This window comes from Streptomyces sp. SID3343, assembly GCF_009865215.1.
Classification (GTDB): Bacteria; Actinomycetota; Actinomycetes; order Streptomycetales; family Streptomycetaceae; genus Embleya.
In genome coordinates this window covers 1-19,877 of the sequence record NZ_WWJX01001645.1, presented here as the reverse complement: position 1 = coordinate 19,877, position 19,877 = coordinate 1, and the positions used below count along the sequence as shown (strand labels likewise).

The 19,877-nt window shown below is 69.6% G+C and carries 20 protein-coding genes and 3 pseudogenes; 12 read left to right on the top strand and 11 right to left on the bottom strand.

Features of this window, described 5'->3' with window-relative positions; genetic code table 11:
* A pseudogene (locus GT354_RS53235) lies at positions 1-362 on the bottom strand (hypothetical protein); the annotation flags it as partial.
* Positions 363-657: 295 nt separating this feature from the next.
* On the opposite strand from GT354_RS53235, the gene pip reads away from it, so the two are divergent.
* Both pip and GT354_RS52305 read left to right on the top strand, forming a co-directional pair.
* Complete coding sequence (gene pip / locus GT354_RS52310) at positions 658-1,614, top strand: prolyl aminopeptidase (RefSeq protein ID WP_161365601.1); 957 nt, start codon at positions 658-660, stop codon at positions 1,612-1,614.
* Between the two features lie 95 nt (positions 1,615-1,709).
* A complete protein-coding gene (locus GT354_RS52305) occupies positions 1,710-2,498 on the top strand; it encodes an alpha/beta hydrolase (RefSeq protein ID WP_161365598.1) in 789 nt (262 codons plus the stop codon).
* A gap of 131 nt (positions 2,499-2,629) precedes the next feature.
* Here the strand turns inward: GT354_RS52305 and GT354_RS52300 are convergent, their stop codons facing one another.
* On the bottom strand, positions 2,630-3,586 hold the full coding sequence (locus GT354_RS52300; RefSeq protein WP_346012552.1) for a DMT family transporter: 957 nt from the start codon (positions 3,584-3,586) through the stop codon (positions 2,630-2,632).
* A 234-nt stretch (positions 3,587-3,820) separates the two neighbouring features.
* Here GT354_RS52300 and GT354_RS52295 point away from each other — a divergent pair, with 234 nt between their 5' ends.
* Positions 3,821-4,351 carry an ABATE domain-containing protein gene (locus tag GT354_RS52295; protein WP_161365596.1) on the top strand — a complete coding sequence of 177 codons (531 nt, stop codon included), beginning with the start codon at positions 3,821-3,823 and terminating at the stop codon, positions 4,349-4,351.
* Between the two features lie 278 nt (positions 4,352-4,629).
* Here the strand turns inward: GT354_RS52295 and GT354_RS55580 are convergent, their stop codons facing one another.
* The 4 genes from GT354_RS55580 to GT354_RS52275 all read right to left on the bottom strand — a co-directional run bounded on the left by GT354_RS55580 (position 4,630) and on the right by GT354_RS52275 (position 8,557).
* Positions 4,630-5,190, bottom strand: coding sequence for a MarR family transcriptional regulator (locus tag GT354_RS55580; RefSeq protein ID WP_161365594.1), 561 nt, complete (start codon positions 5,188-5,190; stop codon positions 4,630-4,632).
* A gap of 137 nt (positions 5,191-5,327) precedes the next feature.
* Positions 5,328-5,846, bottom strand: coding sequence for a cupin domain-containing protein (locus tag GT354_RS52285; protein WP_237536306.1), 519 nt, complete (start codon positions 5,844-5,846; stop codon positions 5,328-5,330).
* Between the two features lie 89 nt (positions 5,847-5,935).
* Positions 5,936-7,951, bottom strand: coding sequence for a hypothetical protein (locus tag GT354_RS52280; RefSeq protein ID WP_161365592.1), 2,016 nt, complete (start codon positions 7,949-7,951; stop codon positions 5,936-5,938).
* Positions 7,952-8,353: 402 nt separating this feature from the next.
* Positions 8,354-8,557: a hypothetical protein gene (locus GT354_RS52275; RefSeq protein ID WP_161365591.1), complete on the bottom strand. Its 204-nt coding sequence runs from the start codon at positions 8,555-8,557 to the stop codon at positions 8,354-8,356.
* 642 nt (positions 8,558-9,199) lie between these two features.
* On the opposite strand from GT354_RS52275, the gene GT354_RS52270 reads away from it, so the two are divergent.
* The gene (locus tag GT354_RS52270) at positions 9,200-9,928 is read left to right on the top strand and encodes a ZIP family metal transporter (RefSeq protein WP_161365605.1); all 729 of its coding nucleotides are present in this window, start codon (positions 9,200-9,202) and stop codon (positions 9,926-9,928) included.
* A gap of 681 nt (positions 9,929-10,609) precedes the next feature.
* On the opposite strand, the gene GT354_RS52265 is transcribed toward GT354_RS52270, so the two are convergent.
* On the bottom strand, positions 10,610-11,212 hold the full coding sequence (locus GT354_RS52265; protein ID WP_161365589.1) for an XRE family transcriptional regulator: 603 nt from the start codon (positions 11,210-11,212) through the stop codon (positions 10,610-10,612).
* A gap of 362 nt (positions 11,213-11,574) precedes the next feature.
* Between GT354_RS52265 and GT354_RS57010 the strand changes: the two genes are divergently transcribed.
* From GT354_RS57010 to GT354_RS52240, 5 genes and pseudogenes are all read left to right on the top strand, one after another.
* On the top strand, positions 11,575-11,868 hold the full coding sequence (locus GT354_RS57010) for a hypothetical protein (protein WP_237536310.1): 294 nt from the start codon (positions 11,575-11,577) through the stop codon (positions 11,866-11,868).
* A 263-nt stretch (positions 11,869-12,131) separates the two neighbouring features.
* Entirely contained in the window at positions 12,132-12,728 is a 597-nt protein-coding gene (locus tag GT354_RS52255; RefSeq protein ID WP_161365587.1) for a class I SAM-dependent methyltransferase, read from the top strand.
* A gap of 184 nt (positions 12,729-12,912) precedes the next feature.
* Positions 12,913-13,251: a leucine zipper domain-containing protein gene (locus tag GT354_RS56240; RefSeq protein ID WP_346012553.1), complete on the top strand. Its 339-nt coding sequence runs from the start codon at positions 12,913-12,915 to the stop codon at positions 13,249-13,251.
* Positions 13,209-13,400: pseudogene (locus GT354_RS52245) on the top strand (transposase); the annotation flags it as partial. The gene GT354_RS56240 and the pseudogene GT354_RS52245, both read left to right, overlap by 43 nt.
* Positions 13,401-13,995: 595 nt before the next feature.
* Positions 13,996-14,451: a YrdB family protein gene (locus tag GT354_RS52240; protein ID WP_202513247.1), complete on the top strand. Its 456-nt coding sequence runs from the start codon at positions 13,996-13,998 to the stop codon at positions 14,449-14,451.
* A gap of 245 nt (positions 14,452-14,696) precedes the next feature.
* Here GT354_RS52240 and GT354_RS53225 read toward each other — a convergent pair whose 3' ends face one another.
* A complete protein-coding gene (locus GT354_RS53225; protein WP_202513246.1) occupies positions 14,697-14,999 on the bottom strand; it encodes a hypothetical protein in 303 nt (100 codons plus the stop codon).
* 595 nt (positions 15,000-15,594) lie between these two features.
* Here GT354_RS53225 and GT354_RS52230 point away from each other — a divergent pair.
* Positions 15,595-16,377, top strand: a complete 783-nt coding sequence (locus GT354_RS52230; protein ID WP_161365585.1) for a TIGR03084 family metal-binding protein — start codon at positions 15,595-15,597, stop codon at positions 16,375-16,377.
* Positions 16,378-17,162: 785 nt separating this feature from the next.
* Here GT354_RS52230 and GT354_RS52225 read toward each other — a convergent pair.
* Positions 17,163-17,390, bottom strand: coding sequence for a hypothetical protein (locus GT354_RS52225; RefSeq protein WP_237536305.1), 228 nt, complete (start codon positions 17,388-17,390; stop codon positions 17,163-17,165).
* A gap of 67 nt (positions 17,391-17,457) precedes the next feature.
* Between GT354_RS52225 and GT354_RS52220 the strand changes: the two are divergent.
* Positions 17,458-17,862 (top strand): annotated as a pseudogene (locus tag GT354_RS52220) (oxidoreductase); the annotation flags it as partial.
* 288 nt (positions 17,863-18,150) lie between these two features.
* Here the strand turns inward: GT354_RS52220 and GT354_RS52215 are convergent.
* Positions 18,151-19,062 carry an NAD(P)-dependent oxidoreductase gene (locus GT354_RS52215; protein ID WP_161365583.1) on the bottom strand — a complete coding sequence of 304 codons (912 nt, stop codon included), beginning with the start codon at positions 19,060-19,062 and terminating at the stop codon, positions 18,151-18,153.
* 71 nt (positions 19,063-19,133) lie between these two features.
* On the opposite strand from GT354_RS52215, the gene GT354_RS52210 reads away from it, so the two are divergent.
* Positions 19,134-19,616 (top strand): ABATE domain-containing protein, encoded by a 483-nt coding sequence (locus GT354_RS52210; RefSeq protein ID WP_161365581.1) that lies wholly within the window; start codon positions 19,134-19,136, stop codon positions 19,614-19,616.
* Here the strand turns inward: GT354_RS52210 and GT354_RS52205 are convergent.
* Positions 19,617-19,877: IS30 family transposase (locus GT354_RS52205; RefSeq protein ID WP_161355674.1), on the bottom strand; the 261-nt coding region annotated here is incomplete at its 5' end.

The window sequence follows — 19,877 nt, the reverse complement described above, 5'->3', positions numbered from 1 at the left end:
GCCGGCGCCGTGGTCGGCGGCGCGGTAGTGGGCGGCGCGGTAGTGGGCGCGGCCGTCGTGGGCGGAGGTGTCGTCGGCGGGGCCGTGGTCGCGGATTGGGTCGCGGGCTGCTTCGGCTTGTCGTCCGACTTGTCGTCGTCGCATCCGGTCAGCAGCAGGGCCAGCGCGATGGCCGCCGGTACCAGCATCGACCCGGTGCGGCGAAGGCCTGTCGTCCGGGTGCGCGGACCATCGGTCGCCCGTGTGTGGGTGGCGCTGCCCGCCCCGGCGTGCTTTCCGCCGGTGGGCTTGCCGTTCGGGTTGCCGGCCGGCTTGCCGTTTGTACCGCTCGTCGTTCCGGAATTCGAACCGGTTTCGGACATGCGGGTATCCATGGTGCGCATCTGCGAGTTCCCCCCTCGGTATGTGCCGGGGGGACTCTACCGTCCGTCGGGTTGGCGCTCACCCATGCTTCACGTGCCACACAAGGCTTATGACGATTCGTCAGGTTTTTGGCGCCGGTTCCGACGCCGTACCGGGGCCGGTTCCGACGCCGGTCCCGTGTCCGCTGCCGGCGGTGAAGGTCCACGCCGTGGTCTCCTTGATTCCTGGCGTCCGTCAGCCCGTCCGTGCGGGAGGCATCACCGACCGCACGAGCGCCGACCCTCGGGAGACCCCATGCGCACCCTGTACCCCGCGACCGAGCCCTACGACCAGGGCATGCTCGACGTCGGCGACGGCCAGTTCGTCTCGTGGCGCCGGCACGGGAATCCGGAGGGCAAACCGGCCGTCTTCCTGCACGGCGGCCCCGGCGGCGGGTGTCTGCCCGATCATGCGCGCGCGTTCGACCCCGCGAAGTACGACGTGCTGCTCTTCGATCAGCGCGGCTGCGGACTGAGCACGCCGCACGTGAGCCGACACGACTCCGACCTGACCGCGAACACCACGTGGCATCTGGTCGCGGACATCGAGCGACTGCGCGAACTCCTCGGTATCGAACGCTGGTTGGTGTTCGGCGGCTCGTGGGGCAGTACGCTCGCGCTGGCGTACGCGCAGACGCATCCGCAGCGGGTCACCGAACTGGTGCTGCGCGGGATCTTCACGCTACGGCGCGCGGAGTTGGCGTGGTTCTACCAGAACGGGGCCTCGTATCTGTTCCCCGAGGCGTGGCAGGAGTACCTCGCACCGATTCCGGAGGCCGAACGAGGCGACCTCATCGGCGCGTTCGAACGTCGCCTCAACGACGCCGACCCGAAGGTACGCGAGGAGGCCGCGCTCGCGTGGAGCGGTTGGGAGGGCTCGCTGATCTCGCTGCTGCCGCAACCGGAACTGCTCGCGATGCACCGTGAACCGGAGTTCGCGTTGGCGTTCTCCCGGATCGAGAACCACTACATGATCAACGCCGGCTTCCTGGAGGAAGGCCAACTGATCCGCGACGCGGGCCTGTTGCGCGACATCCCCGGCGTGATCGTGCAGGGACGCTACGACATGTGCACGCCGCCGGTGACCGCGTACGACCTGCACCGCGCCTGGCCCGAAGCCGAGTTCAATATCGTCGACGACGCGGGGCACGCGTTCTTCGAACCGGGCATCCTGCACCACCTGATCGAGGCCACGGACCGTTTCGCGGGTTGAGCGCGCTCGTACCGGCGGATCGGTTCGGGCGGCGGGCCGCGCGGCCGGGTCGACCGGTTCGCATCCGGCGCCAACCGGCTTGGCACAATGCCGGGATGAGCGACTCGCGCGATGTCCTGGACCGTCCGGCCCCGGGGCCGGATCGCACCCTGACGTACGGCCCGTCGGCCGACCACGTGATCGACGTGTGGCAACCGGCCGACGACCCGACCGCGCTCGTGGTGGTGGTACACGGCGGGTTTTGGCGGGCCGAGTACGACCGCCGACACACGTATCCGATGTGCGTCGCCTTGGCGGCCGAGGGCTACGCGGTAGCCGCCGTCGAGTATCGACGTACGGGACAGGTCGGCGGCGGCCGTCCGGGGACGTTCGACGACGTCGCGGCGGCGCTGGACCTGCTCGTCGCCGGCGGGGCCCGAACCGACGCGCCGATCGTGTTGGTCGGCCACTCGGCGGGTGGGCACCTCGCGGTGTGGGCGAGCCTGCGCCACCGGCAGCCGGCGGACAGCCCGTGGTACTCGGCCGGATCGCCGGAGGCCTTGGCCGGCGTGGTGTCGCTCGCGGGCGTCTGCGACCTGGACGCCGCCATCGCGCTGAACCTGGACGACGGCGCCGCGGTCGCACTGCTCGGCGACACGACCGAGGCCGTACTCGCGCTGACGGATCCGATGCGACTGGCCGGGCCGGGCGTACCCACGATCCTGCTGCACGGAGACGCCGACACCACCGTGCCGATCGCGCAGAGCCGGGTGTACGCGAAGACTTCGGCGGCCCGGCTGCGCGAGTTGCCGGGGGTCGGCCACTACGAACTGATCGACCCGCTGTCGACGATCTGGCCGCAGGTGCTGCGCGCGGTGGCCGAAACGGCCGCGCCGTCGCGGTGACGCCTGCCGTCGGGGTGGCGCGGTGGCGCCGCGCTCGGGGCGGCTCGGGGTGGACATCACCGTCGGGATGACCGGGCCGTCGAAGTGACCGCCGCCATCGGTACAACGCTGCCATCGGGCGGCCGCGGGCCTCAACCGCGGTTGGCGAGCAGGACCCCGACGCCGCCGATCGCGATACCGGCGAGCGCGGCCGGACGCAGCGACTGGTCGAGCAGGATCCACGCGAGCACGGCGGTCGCGGCGGGGGTGAGGAAGAACAGCGTGCCGACCCTGCTCGCGGAGGTCCTGCGCAGCATCAGGTTGAGCATGGTGAACACGCCGATGGAGTTGACGATCACCATCCAGGCGAGAGTCCCGACGAACGGGCCCCACGCGTGGATGTGCGGTGTCTCGAAGAGCAGCGAGCCGAGTCCGAGGAACGGCGCGCTGACCAGGAATTGCACGGCCGTACCGGTGCGCAGGTCCACGTTCTGCACGTAGCGCTTCTGGTAGACCGTACCCAGGCTCAGTGCGAGCAGGCCGACCACGGAAAGCACCAGCGCGGGCACCGAGAGTCGGCCGGGATCGGCGACCGCGAGCACGACGCCGAGGGTACCGAGGCCGAAGCCGAACCACTGCCGGGCGCTGACCCGTTCGCCCAGGAATCGCCCCGCGAGCAGCGCGATCAGGACCGGGTTGAGCCCTTGCACGAGGGCGACCACGGCGGCGGGCAGCCCCATCGAGAGCGCGGTGTACAGCGCGCCGAACTGCACGGCCTGGAACAACAGGCCGGCCACCACGACATGGCCGAGTTGTCGACCCCGCGGCCACGGCGCGCGAACGATCAGCGCGAAACCACCCAGGAGCAGCCCCGCGAACGCGAACCGAAAGAACGTCAACAGGAGCGGCGGCGCGGCGTCCACACCGATGGCCCCGACGATGAAGGCGCTGCTCCAGAGCAGGATGAAAACGGGCGGGACGGCTTTGGCGGCGAGGTGGTTGCCGGGGCTTCTCCTCGTTGGCCCGGATGCCGTGGACGCCGGTCCCGTGGACGCCGGTCCCGGGGTCGCCGGTCCCGGGGTCGTCGGTCCCGGGGTCGTCGTTCCCACCCGAGTCGTTCCTGCCGGAGACGTTCCTGCCGGAGACGTTCCCGCAGGAGTCGTTCCCCCGGGTGTCGGCGTGGGTGTGGACGCCGCCAGGGGCTTTGCCAGGTGAATCGCCACGAGAGTGCGCTCCGCTCGAATCTGCTCGAATCCGCTCGCCGAGTAACTGTCCAATCCGGTTACTCACTCTGCACCCTGCCGTGCGGCTGGATAACCTGTCAATCCGGTTATGATCGAGGAGTGGACTTCACTTTCATCGGCGGCGACGTCACGCTCGACCTCGCCGGCACGCTGCAACAGCGCCGCACCGAGCCCCGCGATCTCCTCGACCGGCCCACCGCGCTCGCCGCGTGGGCAGTGGCCGCCGGCCTCGTGGACGCACCCCCCGAGGTCGACGGCGCCGCGCTCGCGTCGGCCCTCGACCTGCGCGAAGCGCTGTACCGGCTCGCCGTGACCCGGCCGGCCCTGGACGCGCGTGATCGCGCGACGCTCAACCGCTTCGCAGCGGGGTCACCGGTGAACGTGACGCTGTCCGCCGACGGCGACGTGCGCCGGGTCGGCGACATCGACGCGGTCCTGGCCACGGTGGCGCGTTCGGGCGTCGCGCTGCTCGGTGGCGTGGACGCAGAGCGGATCCGCGAGTGCGAGGCGCAGCCGTGTACCCGCCTCTACCTGGACGCGTCACGTCGCGGCGGGCGTCGCTGGTGCGACATGCGCGGGTGTGGCAACCGGGCAAAGGCCGCGGCATTCCGGGCCCGACGGCACGACTAGTGCGTTGGCACCGGCTGTGCGCGCGGCCCGCGGTCGGCGGTCGGCGGTCGGCGGTCGGCGGTCGGCGGTGACACGACCCGAGCAGTGCCGGAACTCCCCTGTACAGCACACAAGTTGCCGTCCACGCCCGGTGGTCGATCATGCCTGGGTACCGGTCGCGCCCGGTGGCGGCCGGTCGCGCCGATGCCGCTGCCTCGGGTGCCGATGCCGCTGCCTCGGGTCCGCCCGATCGGGTCGGTAGGTCGGACCCGCCCGCTGCATCCGCCCCTTCCGGTTCGTCAGAGCGTGCCGGCGGCCACCGCGCCCCGGCCCAACGTCGACGCGAGAATGCGCAGTGCATGGTCGACGGCGTCCCGGTCCGGGCCCGTGATCGGTTCCAGGAGGCTGTCCAGCGCGTCGATCCGCGCGCGCATCGCGGCCTGCGCGCGCTCGCGCCCGAGTTCGGTCAGGCACACCAGAACCGAGCGCCGGTCCTGTGGGTTGGGCCGGCGCTCGATCAGGCTCTTGCGCGCCAAGCGGTCCACGCAGTGCGTCATGCCTCCTGACGAGTACATGACGAGCGGCTGCAGTTCACGCAGCGTCAGACCGGGAGTGTCCGGCCGGGTCGCCAGCACGACGAGAACCATGTACTCCGGCGCGGTGAGGTCGAGCGTGCCGATGCTGCGCCGGTCGAACTCCTCCATCGCGATCATCGCCTGATGCAGCCGGACCACGAACCCGACCGACGACGCCTGCACGTCGGGCAGCACGGCGGACCACGCCGCCACCACGGAATCGGCGTAATCGGCGGGCGCGTCGCGCGCATCCCGAATGTCCTGTGTGTGCCGCGCCTTGCTCACGTCGTACTCCCTGACCGGCCCCGACCGCATGTTCCCGGACGCCACCGTACTGTCGGCCGGCGACGAATCGTCGTCAAGCCGCCCGGAAGTCAGGCCGTCCGAGAGTCACGCGGCCCGGCAGTCAGGCCATCCGGGAGTCAGGCCATCCGAAAGTCCTCGAACGAGAACCCCGGCGAGACCACGCACGACACCAACACACCCTCGTCGTGGCCGTCCACCGGTCGCGCGGCCTGCCACACGCCGGGCGGAATCAGTACCTGCGGCTGCTCCCCCGCCTCGATGTCGGGCCCGAGCACGATCCGCTGCGGCTCGTCCTGAGGCGCCGTACCGCTGCCGCCGAGCCGGAGTTCGAGCGGACCTCCGCGGTGCCAGAACCACAGCTCGGCCGAGCGGACGACGTGCCACGCGGATTCCTCGCCCGGGCACAGCAGGAAGTAGATGCAGCTCGCGGTCTCGCGCGGACCGGGATAGCCGGGCGGGGTCACGAGCACGTCGCTGCGCCAGACCTCGCGATACCACCCACCTTCGGGATGAGATTGCAGACCCATGACGCGTGCGAGATGCGGCGGGTCGGGGTGGCTCGGGTGTCCCGGGCGGTCCTGCCGTTCCTCGCCGTCGTCGCGGTCCGAGTGGGCGGGCGGATGTTCGACGGGCATACGGCTCCTCGAGTCGAGCAGAGGCAATTGCGGGCACGGGTGCGCGGGTGCCGGCGGTATCGAGACCGGCACTCCCACTCTCACACGTGCTACCCCGCCGGCGCCGTGCACGGCGCGCCGCCGCATACGTCGATTACCCGGCCGGTGGCCAGGAACTCGGCCTTCTGTAGCCGGGCCACGGGTGAATTGCGCGGATCCGAGTGCGGGTCACGGCCGTACTCGGGCCCGATCGGCGGCGTATTGGTCAGCGGCGGCGCGGGCGTACCGCTGTCCCAGACCACGAGCGCCGAGCCTCGGTACGGTCCGCGCGGGAGCGCCCCGATCCCCCAGTACGGGTCGCGGTCAGGGTTGCGTCCCGCGGCGATCGCGGGTTCGTGGACGCGCGCGCCGATCGTACGGGCCTCGATCTCGGCCGCGAGGTTGGTCACTTGGTGATCACCGAACGCGACCTGCATGAGTACCCGGTGGCGCGGTGTACGCGGGAGCGGCGTGCGGTCGAGGCCGCTCGCATAGCCGTTGGTCTCGCCCCGGTCCCGCAGCATCTGGAACAGCGACAGCACGACCTGCTGATCGAGCTTGTCGGGATGCGCGGCGTCGAGGATCTGCCCGTAGGGACCGAAGTCCGAACTGCGGTTGAGCAACAGGCTGTAGTTCATCCCGGTCACCCCGAGCACGCCGCGTTCGGCGTCCTGCGACACCGCGAGCAGCGATCCGCCGAGGATGCCGCCCTGGCTGTTGCCGTCGTAGACCAAGCCCTTGGCGATATCGATCAACGGCCGGCCGGAGTCGGTACGAAACGCCGGGTCGGCGCTGAAGCCTCGCGCGTGGATCATGTCCCGGCCCAGGAACAGCGCGTTCAGGAAGCCCTGTTGGGTTCGGTCGGGTACCGCGCCGAACGTACCGATGTCCGCGAGCGCGCGGGCCACCGTGGGCAGATCCTCGTCCGCCATGCCGATCCACTTGGTCGCGCAGAACGTGAGGTCGTGCTCGTTGGCCATCGCCTTGACGTTGCCGCTGCCGACCTCGTTGTTGCTGCCGAGCAGGCCGTGCCCGTACAGGCTTGCCTGGGAGGGCTTTTCGAACGCGGCGTGCGGAATCTCGCAGCGGAACTGTGCGGTTTGGGTGTTGCCGGGCAGTTGGCGCGGCAGACCGTCACGCCCGAGATTGAGCGTGGAGCCGGTGGGGCCGCCCGGTTGGTCGAGGTAGCTGGGCACGGTGACGGTGCCGGTGACCTCGCGCGCGATCCGCGGATCCTGCGCCGGCGTGGTGTTCTTGACGCCGGTGACGGTGAATCGCGGTGCTGCATCGCCGAGTTGTCCGAACGCTTCGTCGCGCATGCGCAACATGCCGCCGGTGAGGTTCCGTTCGCTCGCGACGGTGAAGTCCCACGCGAGGTACAGGTCGCGGCGATCGACGCCGGCCCGGTCGAGCCGGTCGAGTACGGGACGCAGTTGCGTTTGCCGCGCCGCGAGCGGGTCGTGACGCGACAGTCGGCGGCCGGCGATCTTGGCGAACGCCTCCGGTGCGGCGAGCACGCGGTGGTCGGCGCCGCGCAGGTTGCGCAGTCCGACGAGGTAGCGGTGGCCCGGCACCAGGCTCCGCGCGGGGTGGACGAGCAGCGCCCGACGGGCCGGATCGGTGGCGTTGGCGTCGAGTTCGGCCCAGTAGGGCACGCGTTCGCCGGTCTCGGCGTCGAGGACGACGATGGGCGCGGACCGCGAGAGGGATCGACCGATGTCGGTGACCGGGGCGGCCCCGGAAGCGGCGAGGTCGAGGCCGGGGACACGCGTGATCACCATCGATCCGGGCGAGAAACCGTCGTTGCGGTTCCACGACTCCGGCGCGGCGCCGTGCGGCAGCATCGCGGACGTGAAGGCGACCCGGCGGCCGGTGTCGGTGCGCCGATCGGCCTTGGTGAACCAGTCGTTGGGAAACGGCAGGAGGCACGCCGCCGCGTCGATCGGATCGCAACCGGGCTCGCCGGGAGGGAGGTTCGGGCGGGCCTCGGCGACGCCGGGTGGAACGAGGAAGAGCATCAGCAGGGCGGTCACCGCCACGACCACCGCAGGCAATCGGCGTCGGGCCGGGTGCACGGATCGGCTCACGATTCCTCCAGCTCCTACAACGAGGGATGCGCAGGAACGTCCACGCATATCTTGCAGGCCCGGGGCCACAGGCGGAACAGCGGAACGAGCGAACGAGGCGCCGGAGGCGGGGACTTGTCGGCCCGAAGAACGTCGGCACCCCGACGGGCCTGACTCGGTCACCCGGCCGGCTTCCTGAACCGACCCGGCCGGCTCCCGAACCGACCCGACCGGCTGCTGAACCGACCCGGCCGAGTTCAGGGCCGACCCGGCCGACTTCAGGGCCGGTAGGAGTTCAGGGCCGGTAGGTCGAGCCGGTCGGCTGTTGCGGGCGCGGCGCCGGACGACAGGCGCGTTCCCCGGCGCAGGGGGGCTGCGTCGGGGAACGCGCTACGTCGGGGAACGCGGGTGATTCATGGCAGTTCAGACCTTGACGACAGCACTCGGCACGACGGAGACCTCGACGGTGCGCCGGCCGCCGGCAAGTCCGGGCAGCGTGAAACACACGTCCACGCGGCCCATGCCGGCGCGTACGACCACGCCCGGCGATCCGGCCGGCACCGCCTGCTTGGTGAAGCCGTCGATCGAGGTCTTCGCTTTGACCTTGTCGCCTACATTCATACTCATCGTTGTGCCTCTCCCCCGTTGCGTACATGGCATGGGATGCCCACGCGCCGCGCGGCTCACGGAGTCGCCGAAGTCGCACGGCGGCGGGGTTGCACGGAGTTCGACACGCCCGTGACCGGGCCCTCGGCGGGTACGCCGGGCGGGGTCGTGATGGCGGCCGAGACCAGAATACGGCGGCGAACGCCGGCTTTGCCCCTCTATTTCATCGCGCTCGTCCCGCTTGTCACGCGCCGTGGAGAAGGGGCGGACGGGCTGTACACAAGCGTGCGGGTGGGCTGTTCCGGATGCCGCCGGCTCGGCGGTGGACCGCGAGAGGAGCGCCTCGCGGTCCACCGTCCACCGGGTCCTCGACCGAATCAGATCACTCGAAAACCCGCGGAGCCGACCCGAACAGCGGTCAACTCGCGCCGATGTTAACCGACTTCGGGAACCGCGGCAGGCCCGTTCCGACGTGTGGCCGTCGATTACCCCAGGCCACCCGGAGGGCCGGGCCCGAGGGCCTGCTCGCGACCACCCGTACGGCGCAGCAACGGGCGCGCCGGCCGCCGGACTCGGCGACGATGATTCGATGACGTGCTCACGGGCGAGCGGACCGGCGAGGCGAACGTGACGGCCGTACTGGTCGCGGCGGGCGCGTTCCTGATGACGCTGCTGGGCGGATGGGTCGCGCAGCACGTCGGCGATCGGCGCCACCTCGTCCTGGGCCTGGCCGCCGGCCTGATGCTGGGGGTGGTCGCGTTCGACCTGCTGCCGGAGGCACTCGACGAGGCGGGCGGCAGATTGTGGGGCGTTCCGCAGGCGCTGCTGATGTTCGTACTCGGCTTCCTGGTCCTGCATATCGTCGAACGCTCGGTCGCCATCCACCGGGGCCACGAGGGCGAGTACGCGCCGCACTCCCATCACCACGGCCCCACCGCGGTCGACGACGGGCCGGCCAAGGGCATCGGCCTGACGGCGGCGGCGGCGCTGGTGGGCCACAGCGTGATGGACGGCTTCGCGATCGGCGCGGCCTTCCAGGCGGGCACGACCGTGGGCGCGACGGTGGCCATCGCGGTCGTGGCCCACGACTTCGCGGACGGCTTCAACACGTACACGGTCACCCGGCTGTACGGCAACGACCGCCGCCGCGCCCTGACCCTGCTCGGCGCGGACGCGATCGCACCCGTGGCGGGCGCGACGATCACCCTCGCGTTCACCATCCCGGGCCACGCTCTCGGCCTGTATCTGGGCTTCTTCTCGGGCTTCCTGCTCTACCTCGCCACGGCGGACATCCTGCCGGAGGCTCACAGTCCCCACCCGTCACGGTCCACCCTGCTGTGCACGGTGGCGGGCGTGGCCTTCCTGTGGCTGGTCATCGCGCTGGCACAGTGACCGGGCGAAACGAGCCGGGCAAACACCGCACCGCCACCGCTCCTCCTCACGCACCCGAAAGCGAGCAGTGCACGCCAACGAGAGCAGTGCTCTCGATTCAGAGCGAGATGAACAGGTGACCACGCGCACCAAGCAGACTCTGCCCGCCGCCCGCCGCCCGCGGCGAGCGGCGAACGGCGAACGGCGAACGGCGAACGGCGAGCGGCGAGCGGCGATCCGAAACGAGAGCAGTGCTCTGAATCCGGAACGGTGTCCGCATGAGCCCGGGTTGGAATTCCGCCCGCCCCGATCCCGGCCGACCCGGAGCCGGCCGCTACGCCGACGTCGGGGCCTGGGCCCGCCCTCGTCCGTCAGCCGTCAGCCCTCAGCCCTCAGCCCTCAGCCCTCAATTCTTAACCCTCAGCCCCCAGCCAACACCGACACCCTTGACCATCCCGACGCCGACGCCGGGACGGTCGTGGGTGTGTGCGCCCCAACTCGGGCCCAAGACCGCTCCCGAGCCGACTATCCCGACCGCGGGCGGTGCTCTCGATGGGGAGCACTGCTCGCATTTCTCTCGGACGAGAACTTCGATCGGCTGCGGCTGTCCGGATGTATCGGCCACGAGCGTTGTTGACCCGGGCGAGCAAGATGTCGGAGTACGTGACGTCCCACGCCCCTTGGTTCGTGTCGGTGGGCCGTTCAGCTTGGACGGGTTTCGTCGGGGCGGTACCTGGCTTTGATGTGGACGCGTTCGCCTTGCGGGCCGAGGATGCTGAGGAACTCCACGGGACGTTCGTCGGCGTTGCCGAACCAGTGCGGGAGATGGGTGTCGAATTCGGCGACCTCGCCCACGGCCAGGACGAAGTCGTTGTCGCCGAGAACGACGCGTAGGCGTCCCCGCAGGACATACAGCCAGTGGTAGCCCTCGTGTGAGCGAGGGTCGGGTTCGCGGCCGTCGGTCAGGCCGGCGGGCAGGATGTGCTTGAACGCCTGCAGCCCGCCGGGGGTACGGGAGAGCGGGACGACGGTCATACCGTTCCGAGTGAAGGGCTGTGGATACACCCGGGGATCCAGATCGGTGGGCGCTCCGATCAGCTCCTCGACCGGCATCTGGTAGGCCCGGGCGAGCGGCAGCAAGAGTTCCAGGCCCGGTTTGCGCCGCCCGGATTCGAGCCGGGACAGGATGCTGATCGCGATGCCGGTGGTCTCCGACAGGGCGGTCAGGGTGGCGCCGCGGCGGCGGCGCAGCTCGCGCAGCCGGGGGCCGACGGCGGCCAACACCGCCTCGAAGTCGTCGCTCATGCATCCACCCTGCCTGCGCTTTTCACTTTCCGCAAAGAGCTTTGCCCGATCGTCGAAGCGGGTGCACCGTGACGATCGGAGGTGGTCACGATGACCCGACACACCCAGGTCGACAGCGAGAGCCGGTACGACGTCGTGGTGGTCGGCGCAGGCCCGGCCGGCTTGAGCGCAGGTCTCATGCTCGGGCGCGCCCGCAGGTCGGTGCTGGTGATCGACGAAGGCCGGCCCCGCAACGCGCCCGCGGCACACATGTATGGCCTCTTGTCCCGCGACGGCATGGCGCCCGGTGACCTGCGGAAGGCGGGACGGCGCAAACTCGGCGGCTGCCGGCCACTGCGGGAGTCGTCGACGAGTTGCCCGACGTGCCGGGTCCCGCCTCGCGGTGGGGGCACGACGGGATGCACTGCCCGTACTGCCGGTACTGCCGGTACTGCCCGTACTGCCCGTACTGCCACGGATGGAAGATCCGCGACCAGCCGATCGGGGTCCTGGCCACCGGTCCACTCGCGGTGCGGCAACCTCTGCTGTCTCGGCAGTGGACCGCGCGGCTGACCCTGCTGCTGCACACCGCCCCCGCCCCCACAGCCGAAGAGGACGAGCAGCCCGCTGCCCGCCGCCCGCCGCCCGTCGCATCACGGTGGTCGGCGGCGAGGTAACCGGTGCCGAGATCACTGCCGACCGGCTGAGCGGGGTCCGCCTGCCCTCCGGCGAATCACAGGCATCCGCGCACGGCAACACCGTCGCCTTCCGGACGACCGTGGCGGTCTTCGTTTCTCGGCGCGGCGCTCTCACCTGCGGCCTCCTCGTCGGGCCCGCACGACGGACCGGACCGCACGAAGCCGACGCCACCGCGCCGCCGGCGACCTGAGCCTCCACCGCACGCCGACCACGACCGAACCCGACGAAAGGACCGCTCACCATGGACGCCCAGCACTGGGACGAGATGTACCGCAACCGCGAACAGGTCTTCAGCGGCAACCCCAACCCCGTCCTCGTCACCGAGATCACCGACCTGCCGCCAGGCCACGCACTCGACGTCGGTTGCGGCGAAGGAGCCGATGCCCTCTGGCTGGCCCGACGAGGCTGGCAGGTCACCGCAGTCGACATCTCCGCCACCGCCCTGCAACGCGCCGCCGCCGCGGCCACCGACATGCAAGGCCGGGTCACCTGGGCACGGGCCGACCTGAGCACCACGCCGCCTCCACCGGGCGCCTTCGACCTGGTGTCCATCCACTACTTCCCCCTGCGCCGCCGGCCCGGCCACACAACGCTCCACCGCCTGCTGGATGCGGTCGCCCCCGGCGGCACGCTCCTCTTCACCACCCACGCCCGCGCCGATCTCACCCGGACCGAGGACCTCGATCCCGCCGACTACTACCAGCCCGACGACATCGCCCCACTTCTCGGCCCCACCTGGAACGTGACGGTCGCCGCCACCCGCCCTCGCACCACCCCGCCCCCAGCCGGCACACACCACACCCACGACACCATCCTGCGCGCAGTACGCCTGTCGTGAACCAGCCGCGTCCAACGAACGCTTCCGGGCCGGAGGGGAGGCGGAAGGCCGGTCCCGGTGCCGTCCGTCACGGCGGCTGAGCCACCAATTCGCCGTCTCACGGATGCCCAGGGGGGCCACCTGACGTCCCCACGCTCCTCGCACCGTCGAGCGTTCCAGCCTCCACACCATGACCGAGATCCCCGTGCCCACACCCCGATGCCGGCTGACCGTTCACGGCAGGCGTCTGCTGATCGAGCGGATCCGAGCCGGTCGCCCCGTCGCGCCCGCGGCCGACGAAATGGGCACCTCCCGCGTCACGGCCTACAAGTGGGTACACCGCCGGCACACCGAGGGCGACGTCGGCCTGTTCGACCGCACGAGTCGGCCCCGGGCGAACTCGCACCGCGCTGCCTCAGAAAGTGTTGGGCAACTGATCGTTTTCGGTCTGTTGTGTAGATCATCGGTGCGGGTTGCCGATGGCGGTTCACGATCTCGAGTATGTGCGTGTGTGTCTGCAAACCGGCGTACGACTCGTCGTTGACGGATCGTCAATGGGCTCTGATCGAACGGCTGTTGCCGGTTCGCGACCCGACGCGTGGTGGTCGGCCGCTGAAGTTCCCGCGACGGTTGATCGTCGACAGCATCCTGTACGTCCTGGTGTCGGGGTGCGCGTGGCGGATGATGCCGCGCCGGAGAGGAGGTCACACCCCAGGGCCCCATCGAGACCGAAGCCGCACGACGCCTCGCCGAGGACACCAAAGGCCAGTAGCTTCCGGTTGCCCAACACTTTCTCAGACGTCGAGGAACAGGCCTGCACGTCCGCACGCTGCGGCGCGGGCGAAAGCTCGGCCTCGCACGGATCGGTCCGATTCTGGACATACCCGCCTCCACTCTCATCGCGCGCTCACCCGTCACGCCTGAACCGACTGAACAAGAGCAGCGCTCTCGATAAAGATCGATGATCTCGAATGAGAACATCGCTCACGTATGAGAGCACCGCTCGCAAATAAGACTGATGCTCGGAAACGAGAGCAGTGCTCGCAGAGACGAGCAGGCCTCGTGAAGGAGAGCAGTGCTCGCAAAGACGAGCGGTCCGCGCGAAGGAGAGCGGCGCTCGCGAAGTCGACGGCCGTCGCAGAGGAAAGCCTGCCTTCGAAGGAGAGCGGCGCCCCGAATCACGAGCAGTGCTCACAAACGAGAGCAGTGCTCTTGACTCGGAGCAGTGGAAGCACAATGATGCTCCGAGATGAGAGCGATGCTCTCGGGAACTACGGGGGAGGCCGCGATGATCGTTCTCTACTGGATCGCCATGACCGCACTTTTTCTTGGCGAGTTGGCCGCTATCGGGGCCACCGGCTTCTGGGGCTTCACACTCGCCGCCGCTTGGCCCGTGCGGATTTCCGTCGGGCTCATGGGGCCGGCCTTGATGATGCTTCTGTGGGGGCGTTTCGCGGCGCACAACAACACCGATGCGCTGACCGGAACCCCGCGCATCCTGTTCGAGATCGTGTGGTGGGGCACCGGCATAGCGGCGTTTCTTGCCTCCGGCGTCGTTCCGGGGGCGGTCGGTATCGCCGCAGTCCGCCTGACCGGCCTCTGGGCCCAACTGAGTGGTCGAGCCGAAAAGTCCTTCGGGGCTGACCCCCACTCCAGCGGTGCGCATGTCGCCTCGTCGGCTGTCAGGGGTGGCGACGGGCCGACCCGCGAGCAGCGTCAGGGCCCTGCTCTCCCGAAGGAATGACCAAGCGACAAGTAACGCTGTGTAACTAAGGTCGGGTCGATCACGGGGCCGCGTCGGTCTTTTGGTCATGTTCGCGGAGCATGCGCATGACGGTCGCCGGGACGGGTGGCAGCCTTTCTTCCTGCCGGTTGTGATGACGAGCCGGGCGGCGATGTCGCGCAGGCTCATGTCCTGTTCGCGCAGGTGCAGGGCCATGGAGATCATGTGGTCGTCGGCGACGCCGGCCCGCCGATGGTCTTGCCTCGCTAGCGGGTGGATCCTTGGCCTTCGAGTGTGCGGTCGCGGATGTACTCGCGTTCCATGCCGGACGGGGCCGCCGACACGGTGAACACGACACCGGACGGGTCATGGGAGCCCTGGAGTTCCCCGGACGGGAACTTCAGGCCGAGGAAGTGGTTGCTGTCGAAGCGGCGGTCCGCCGGTGGCGGCGGGTCGCGATCGGGCGGGTGTATCGGCCGTGCGGCGTAGGCGCTTTCGCTGGTCTTTGCCGGGCCGAAGACCGCCCCCGGCATGCCGCGCGGGCCGGCCTCCGCGAGTGCCGTCGGCATCGTCGTGGGGTAACCCGCCGGGTCCGGGCGGGACTTGAGTTGGCCGAGCCCGGGTGTGGTTGCGTCCGTGGTCGGGGACCTTCGACGAGCCGCATCCGTCGAAGGCCGCGGTCCGCCGTCGACGGTGGCGGGTACCGGGCCTGGACGGCAGGGCCGTCGAAACCACCGGCGTCTCGAACAGCGCATTCGATGGAGCGACGCCGATTCGCCGACGCAGGTCACGCAGTGCCTTCTCCGACGGGGCCTGGACCATCGGCCCGTTCAGGCCGCAGGTCGGCTTCTGCCGGGCTGGGCCGGGCCGGCACCGGCGCCGACATGCCTACACCACCCCCATTCGCGACGGCGGTATCCGCAGGCGACACTCGGTCCGGCCGGTTTCGTCGAGGACGGCGTCCACGAGTTCGAATGGAACGACCTGGGTCGACTCACTCGGATGCCCCGAGGCAAAGATGTCAGCCACGACGGGTGGGGAGCAGGAGGACAGAGGTCGGCGGACAACTCCCGCGACGAGAGCTCGACTTCTCGATCCGGACGGACCACCCGGGCCTACCCCGGCAAACCCGAACCCACGTCTCGGCTCAGGGAAGGGCGCATCATGGCAGACGTGTTGAACTACAACCTCGCCGTCCCCAGGGTGGATGACGCCGGTGTCCTGTCCGCGCTGGTGGCCGAGGGCGATGATCTCGACGTCCTGGTCACGGCAGTGGACGACTGGTCCGGGCCGACACCGGCACCGGGCTGGACGGTCGCCCACCAGATAGCCCATCTCGCGTGGGCGGACTCGAACGCACTCAGCGCCATGCGCACACCGGACGCGTTCGATGCCGAGCTCGCGCGGGCCGAAGCCGAAGGCAGCGGGTACGCCGACAAGGCCGCCACCGCGGGAGCGGCCAAACCGCGGTCGGTACTCCTGGACGAATGGCGGGCCGGTCGAGCAGAACTGGCGGCGGTGCTGCGCGACACGCCGTGGGATCACGCATTCCCCTGGTACATGTCGAAGGTGACCCCGGCTCTGATGGTGCCCCTTCGTCTGATGGAAACCTGGGCACACGGGCAGGACGTCTTCGATGCTGTGGGCGCGGCGCGCCGCCCGACGGGTCGACTGCAACACGTTGCTTCGCTGGGGGTGTTGGGACGGGGGCTGTCCTTCGCCGCCCTCGGACTGCCTGAGCCGGCGGGCCCCTTCCGTATCGAACTGGCCGCGCCCGACGGACAGACCTGGGTGTGGGGCCCCGAGGCTGCCACGCAACGGGTCCAGGGCAGCGCTCGGGACTTCTGCCTGTGTCTCACCCGGCGTCGCCCCTGGCCCGAGACGGACATGACGGCGACCGGCGAGGACGCGCAGAAGTGGCTGAAGGTGGCGCGCGTATTCCTATGAGCTCGGAGCTCGGAGCCCGGAGTTCAGATAGCCCCTTGTTTGACAACCGCAGGGCCGGGCGATCCCTGACTTCGCGGCATTGAGCGGACACCTGTGAAACACCTCGGCTTTCCCACGAGAACCGTCCCGCCCGTGCCGCGCCATCGTCCCTCCGGCCCACTCCTCGTCCGGCACGCGCACCTGCTGCGCGACGTACGGCACCACCGGGTCCGGGGTTTCGGAGGCGTTCCCGGCTTGTTTCGAAGCCGCCTCCGGTCCTCTTCCAGCAACGTCCGGACCTCGATCAGGTCCTTGGGTTCCCGGCTCTGCGGCACCGGCGGCCCCCTCCGTCGTCGCTACACGACGGAGGTGACGCAGGATCACCACCACGCCTGACGAGAACCCCGAAGGGGCAGACGATCAAGCACTGAACCCGCTACAGACGGCTACCTGTCGCTTCGTCGTTCCTTCGGGAGAGCAGGGCCGTCAGCGGTGTCCCGTCTCCCTGTAGTTGGCCGAAGTCTCGCTCTTCTCATCCGAGTTGTCGGGTTCTCAACCGGGCTCAGCGCCGGAAGGACCGGCTGTGCCCGGTCTCACCGGACTGTGATGGTCGGGGGACGCGCTCCCCGGCACCTTCCTGCCGCGTGGTCCGGTCCGGGGGCGAATCGTGCCGGGCCGACGACCGGCATACGCAGCGCGCCGCGGCGTTCGAGACCGTCACTGCGGCGAGGGTGGCGACACCTGTGCCGATCCGGGGCCACGGCTACGAGGCGGCCGGATTCCCGCGCGGCTTTTGACGCGTGTCTTCAGCGCACCAGGAGTTCGATGGCGACCTTCAGGCGTTCGCGGTAGAACTCCTGCGATGTGGCCTGGTGCTTGAGGCCGATCGATGTGCTGATCATCGTCTGTGCGAGGGGGGTGGCCGTCTCTTGTCCTGACTCGACGGCGATCGCGTCTGTGATCAGTTCCTCGAAACGTCGGGGAGTACTCTCCGCGATCTCTCCGAGGAGGTTGTGGTTGTCCTCGACGACCACCGCGACATCGCGCGTCCGTGGGCCGACGTAGCGGCCCGCCCACCGGTCGAAGGCTTCGACGAGCAGCTACGATCCGTAGATTGCCTACGCCCAGTCGAAGACGGCGAACTCCCTGTTCACTGTGGCGACCCGCCTGTGGGCGTCCGACGGCATCGTCGCCAATGCAGTGGACCCCGGCGGTGTCGCGACGGGTTTGCAACGGAACTTCACCGCGCAGCAGAGGCAGTCGCTCGATGCGGCCGGGGCCGCCGGAGTCTTCAGGTACAAAACGGTCCAGCAGGGAGCCGCTACCACCATGGTCGCGGCCGTCGCCCCGCAGTTCGCCCACTCCGGAGGCCACTACCTCGATGACTCGCAAGAGGCTTACACCGTGCCGAACGACGCCGACCTTGCGCAGCATCCGCACGGTGTCGAGGAATGGGCACTCGATCCCGCTGTCGCCGAGCGCCTCTGGGCGGTCTCGACCGACCTGTTCCGCGACTGGCCACTCGACGTCACGACACTTCCACGTCCGATCTTCTCCGGCATCGACGCGCCCCCGGATTTCGCAGAAGCCAGGTGCACCGAGAATCCCGCGCCGAGCGTTCTCACTTCACCTGGCAGCCCCGCAGCTCAGCACAAGATTCACAGACGAGCTCAATGCGACAGGACAGCGGCACCGGAGGAACGTGAAGAAGCGCTGCCTCGTGGCGCGTTCGCGGTCAGCGGTCGACTGAGCGACTGAGCGACTGGTCGGCTGGGCGGCTGGGCGGCTGGGCGGTCACCGCGGTTGCTGTTCTGCGATGGCCGCCCAGTCGTCCGTCCCGCAACCGTCGGCGATGGCCTGATCGAAGACAGCCCGCAGCAGTTCACCGATCGGGAGCGGAATGTCGTGGTCGTTCGCTGCATCGAGCGCGAGGTGGAGGTCCTTGCGGCCCAGGGCCGTGGTGAATCCGGCCGGCTGGTAGCGCCGTTCGGCGATCATCGACCCGTAGCCGGTATAGACGGCTCCCGGAAAGAGTGTCGAGGTCAGCAGTTCGACGAACTGCCCCGAGTCGACACCGGCGCCTTCCGCGAGGCTGACAGCCTCGCCCAGCGACTGGATCGCGCAGGCGATCAGGTAGTTCCCGAGGATCTTCACGATGTTGGCCTGCTCCGGACGATCGCCCAGTCGCCAGGTCCGCGAGCCGATCACGTCGAAAAGCGGCTGCACGCGGTCGATCAGCCCCGGATCACCCGCCGCAAGGATGTTGAGCGCTCCGGCTTCGGCGACCGGGGCTCGGCCGAAGACGGGTGCCGCCACGTACCCGACACCATGCTCGGCATGCGCTGCGCCGGCTCGGCGAGCCAGGTCGGCGCTCACCGTGGCGAGGTTGACGTGAACGGTCCCGCCCTCGGCCTGAGCGAGAACACCGGAGTCGACGAACGTCGCGGCGACGGCCCGGTCGTCGGCCAGGACCGAGAAGACCACCGGCGAGCGCATTGCCTCCGAGACCGAAGCGGCTCGACGGGCACCCGCCGCGACCAGCTCGTCCGCAGGCATGTCGGAGCGGTTCCACACCACGACGTCGTACCCGGCCCTCAGGAGGTTGCGGGCGATGGGCCGCCCCATCGCCCCCAGACCGATAACCGCGATGTTGCTCATGGGGAGAACCCTCTCTGAGAACCGTCTGAGACGGTTCCACGATGCCATGGGGGTTAACATCGTGTCGAACCGGCTGAGACGGCTCGCAACGGGTGCTGCCGCTTACCGTGGAGGTGGGAATGACCGAGGACGTGCGTCGTGTGTTCCGAATGGACAACGAGGTCCTGGCTTTCCGATTCACTGCCACCGCCGGCGATCGAGCCGGCGTGGCGCCGAGCGAGCGGCTGACCGACCCTGGCCGGCTGAGGATGTGGCTGCGGGCCACAGGGCTTGGCGCCGCGGACGTGTCGCCGGTCGATCTGCAGGCTGCCGTGGAGCTGCGCGAGGTGATCTACCGCATCGGGTCGGCGATCGCCGCAGGTGAGCGGCCCGATTCGCAGGATGTTCGCACCCTCAACACGGTCGCGGCCGCCGGGCACGCGACGGCCGCGCTCGCACACGATCTCGCAGGATGGCACCTGACCGAGACGACGCCCGTGGGTGACGCCCTCGGGGTCCTGGCCACAGATGCCATCCACGTCCTCGGAGGCCCCGACCGCGGCCGCATCAAGAACTGCGAAGGCCCCGGATGGGCGGATTCCAGGGGTCGTCGCAACACATGATCACTGATGTGTCGTGGCGAGCAGTTTATGCAGGCGCTCGGCTGGGGTTTCCCAGTCGAGCGTTTTGCGTGGGCGGCCGTTGAGTTCGGCGGCGACGGCGTCCAGGCGTTCGCGGGTATGGACGGACAGGTCTGTGCCTTTGGGGAAGTACTGCCGGATCAGGCCGTTCGTGTTTTCGTTGGAGCCGCGTTGCCATGGGCTGGCGGGGTCGCAGAAGTAGACCGGGACGTCGGTGACGACGGTGAAGGCGTGGTGGGAGGC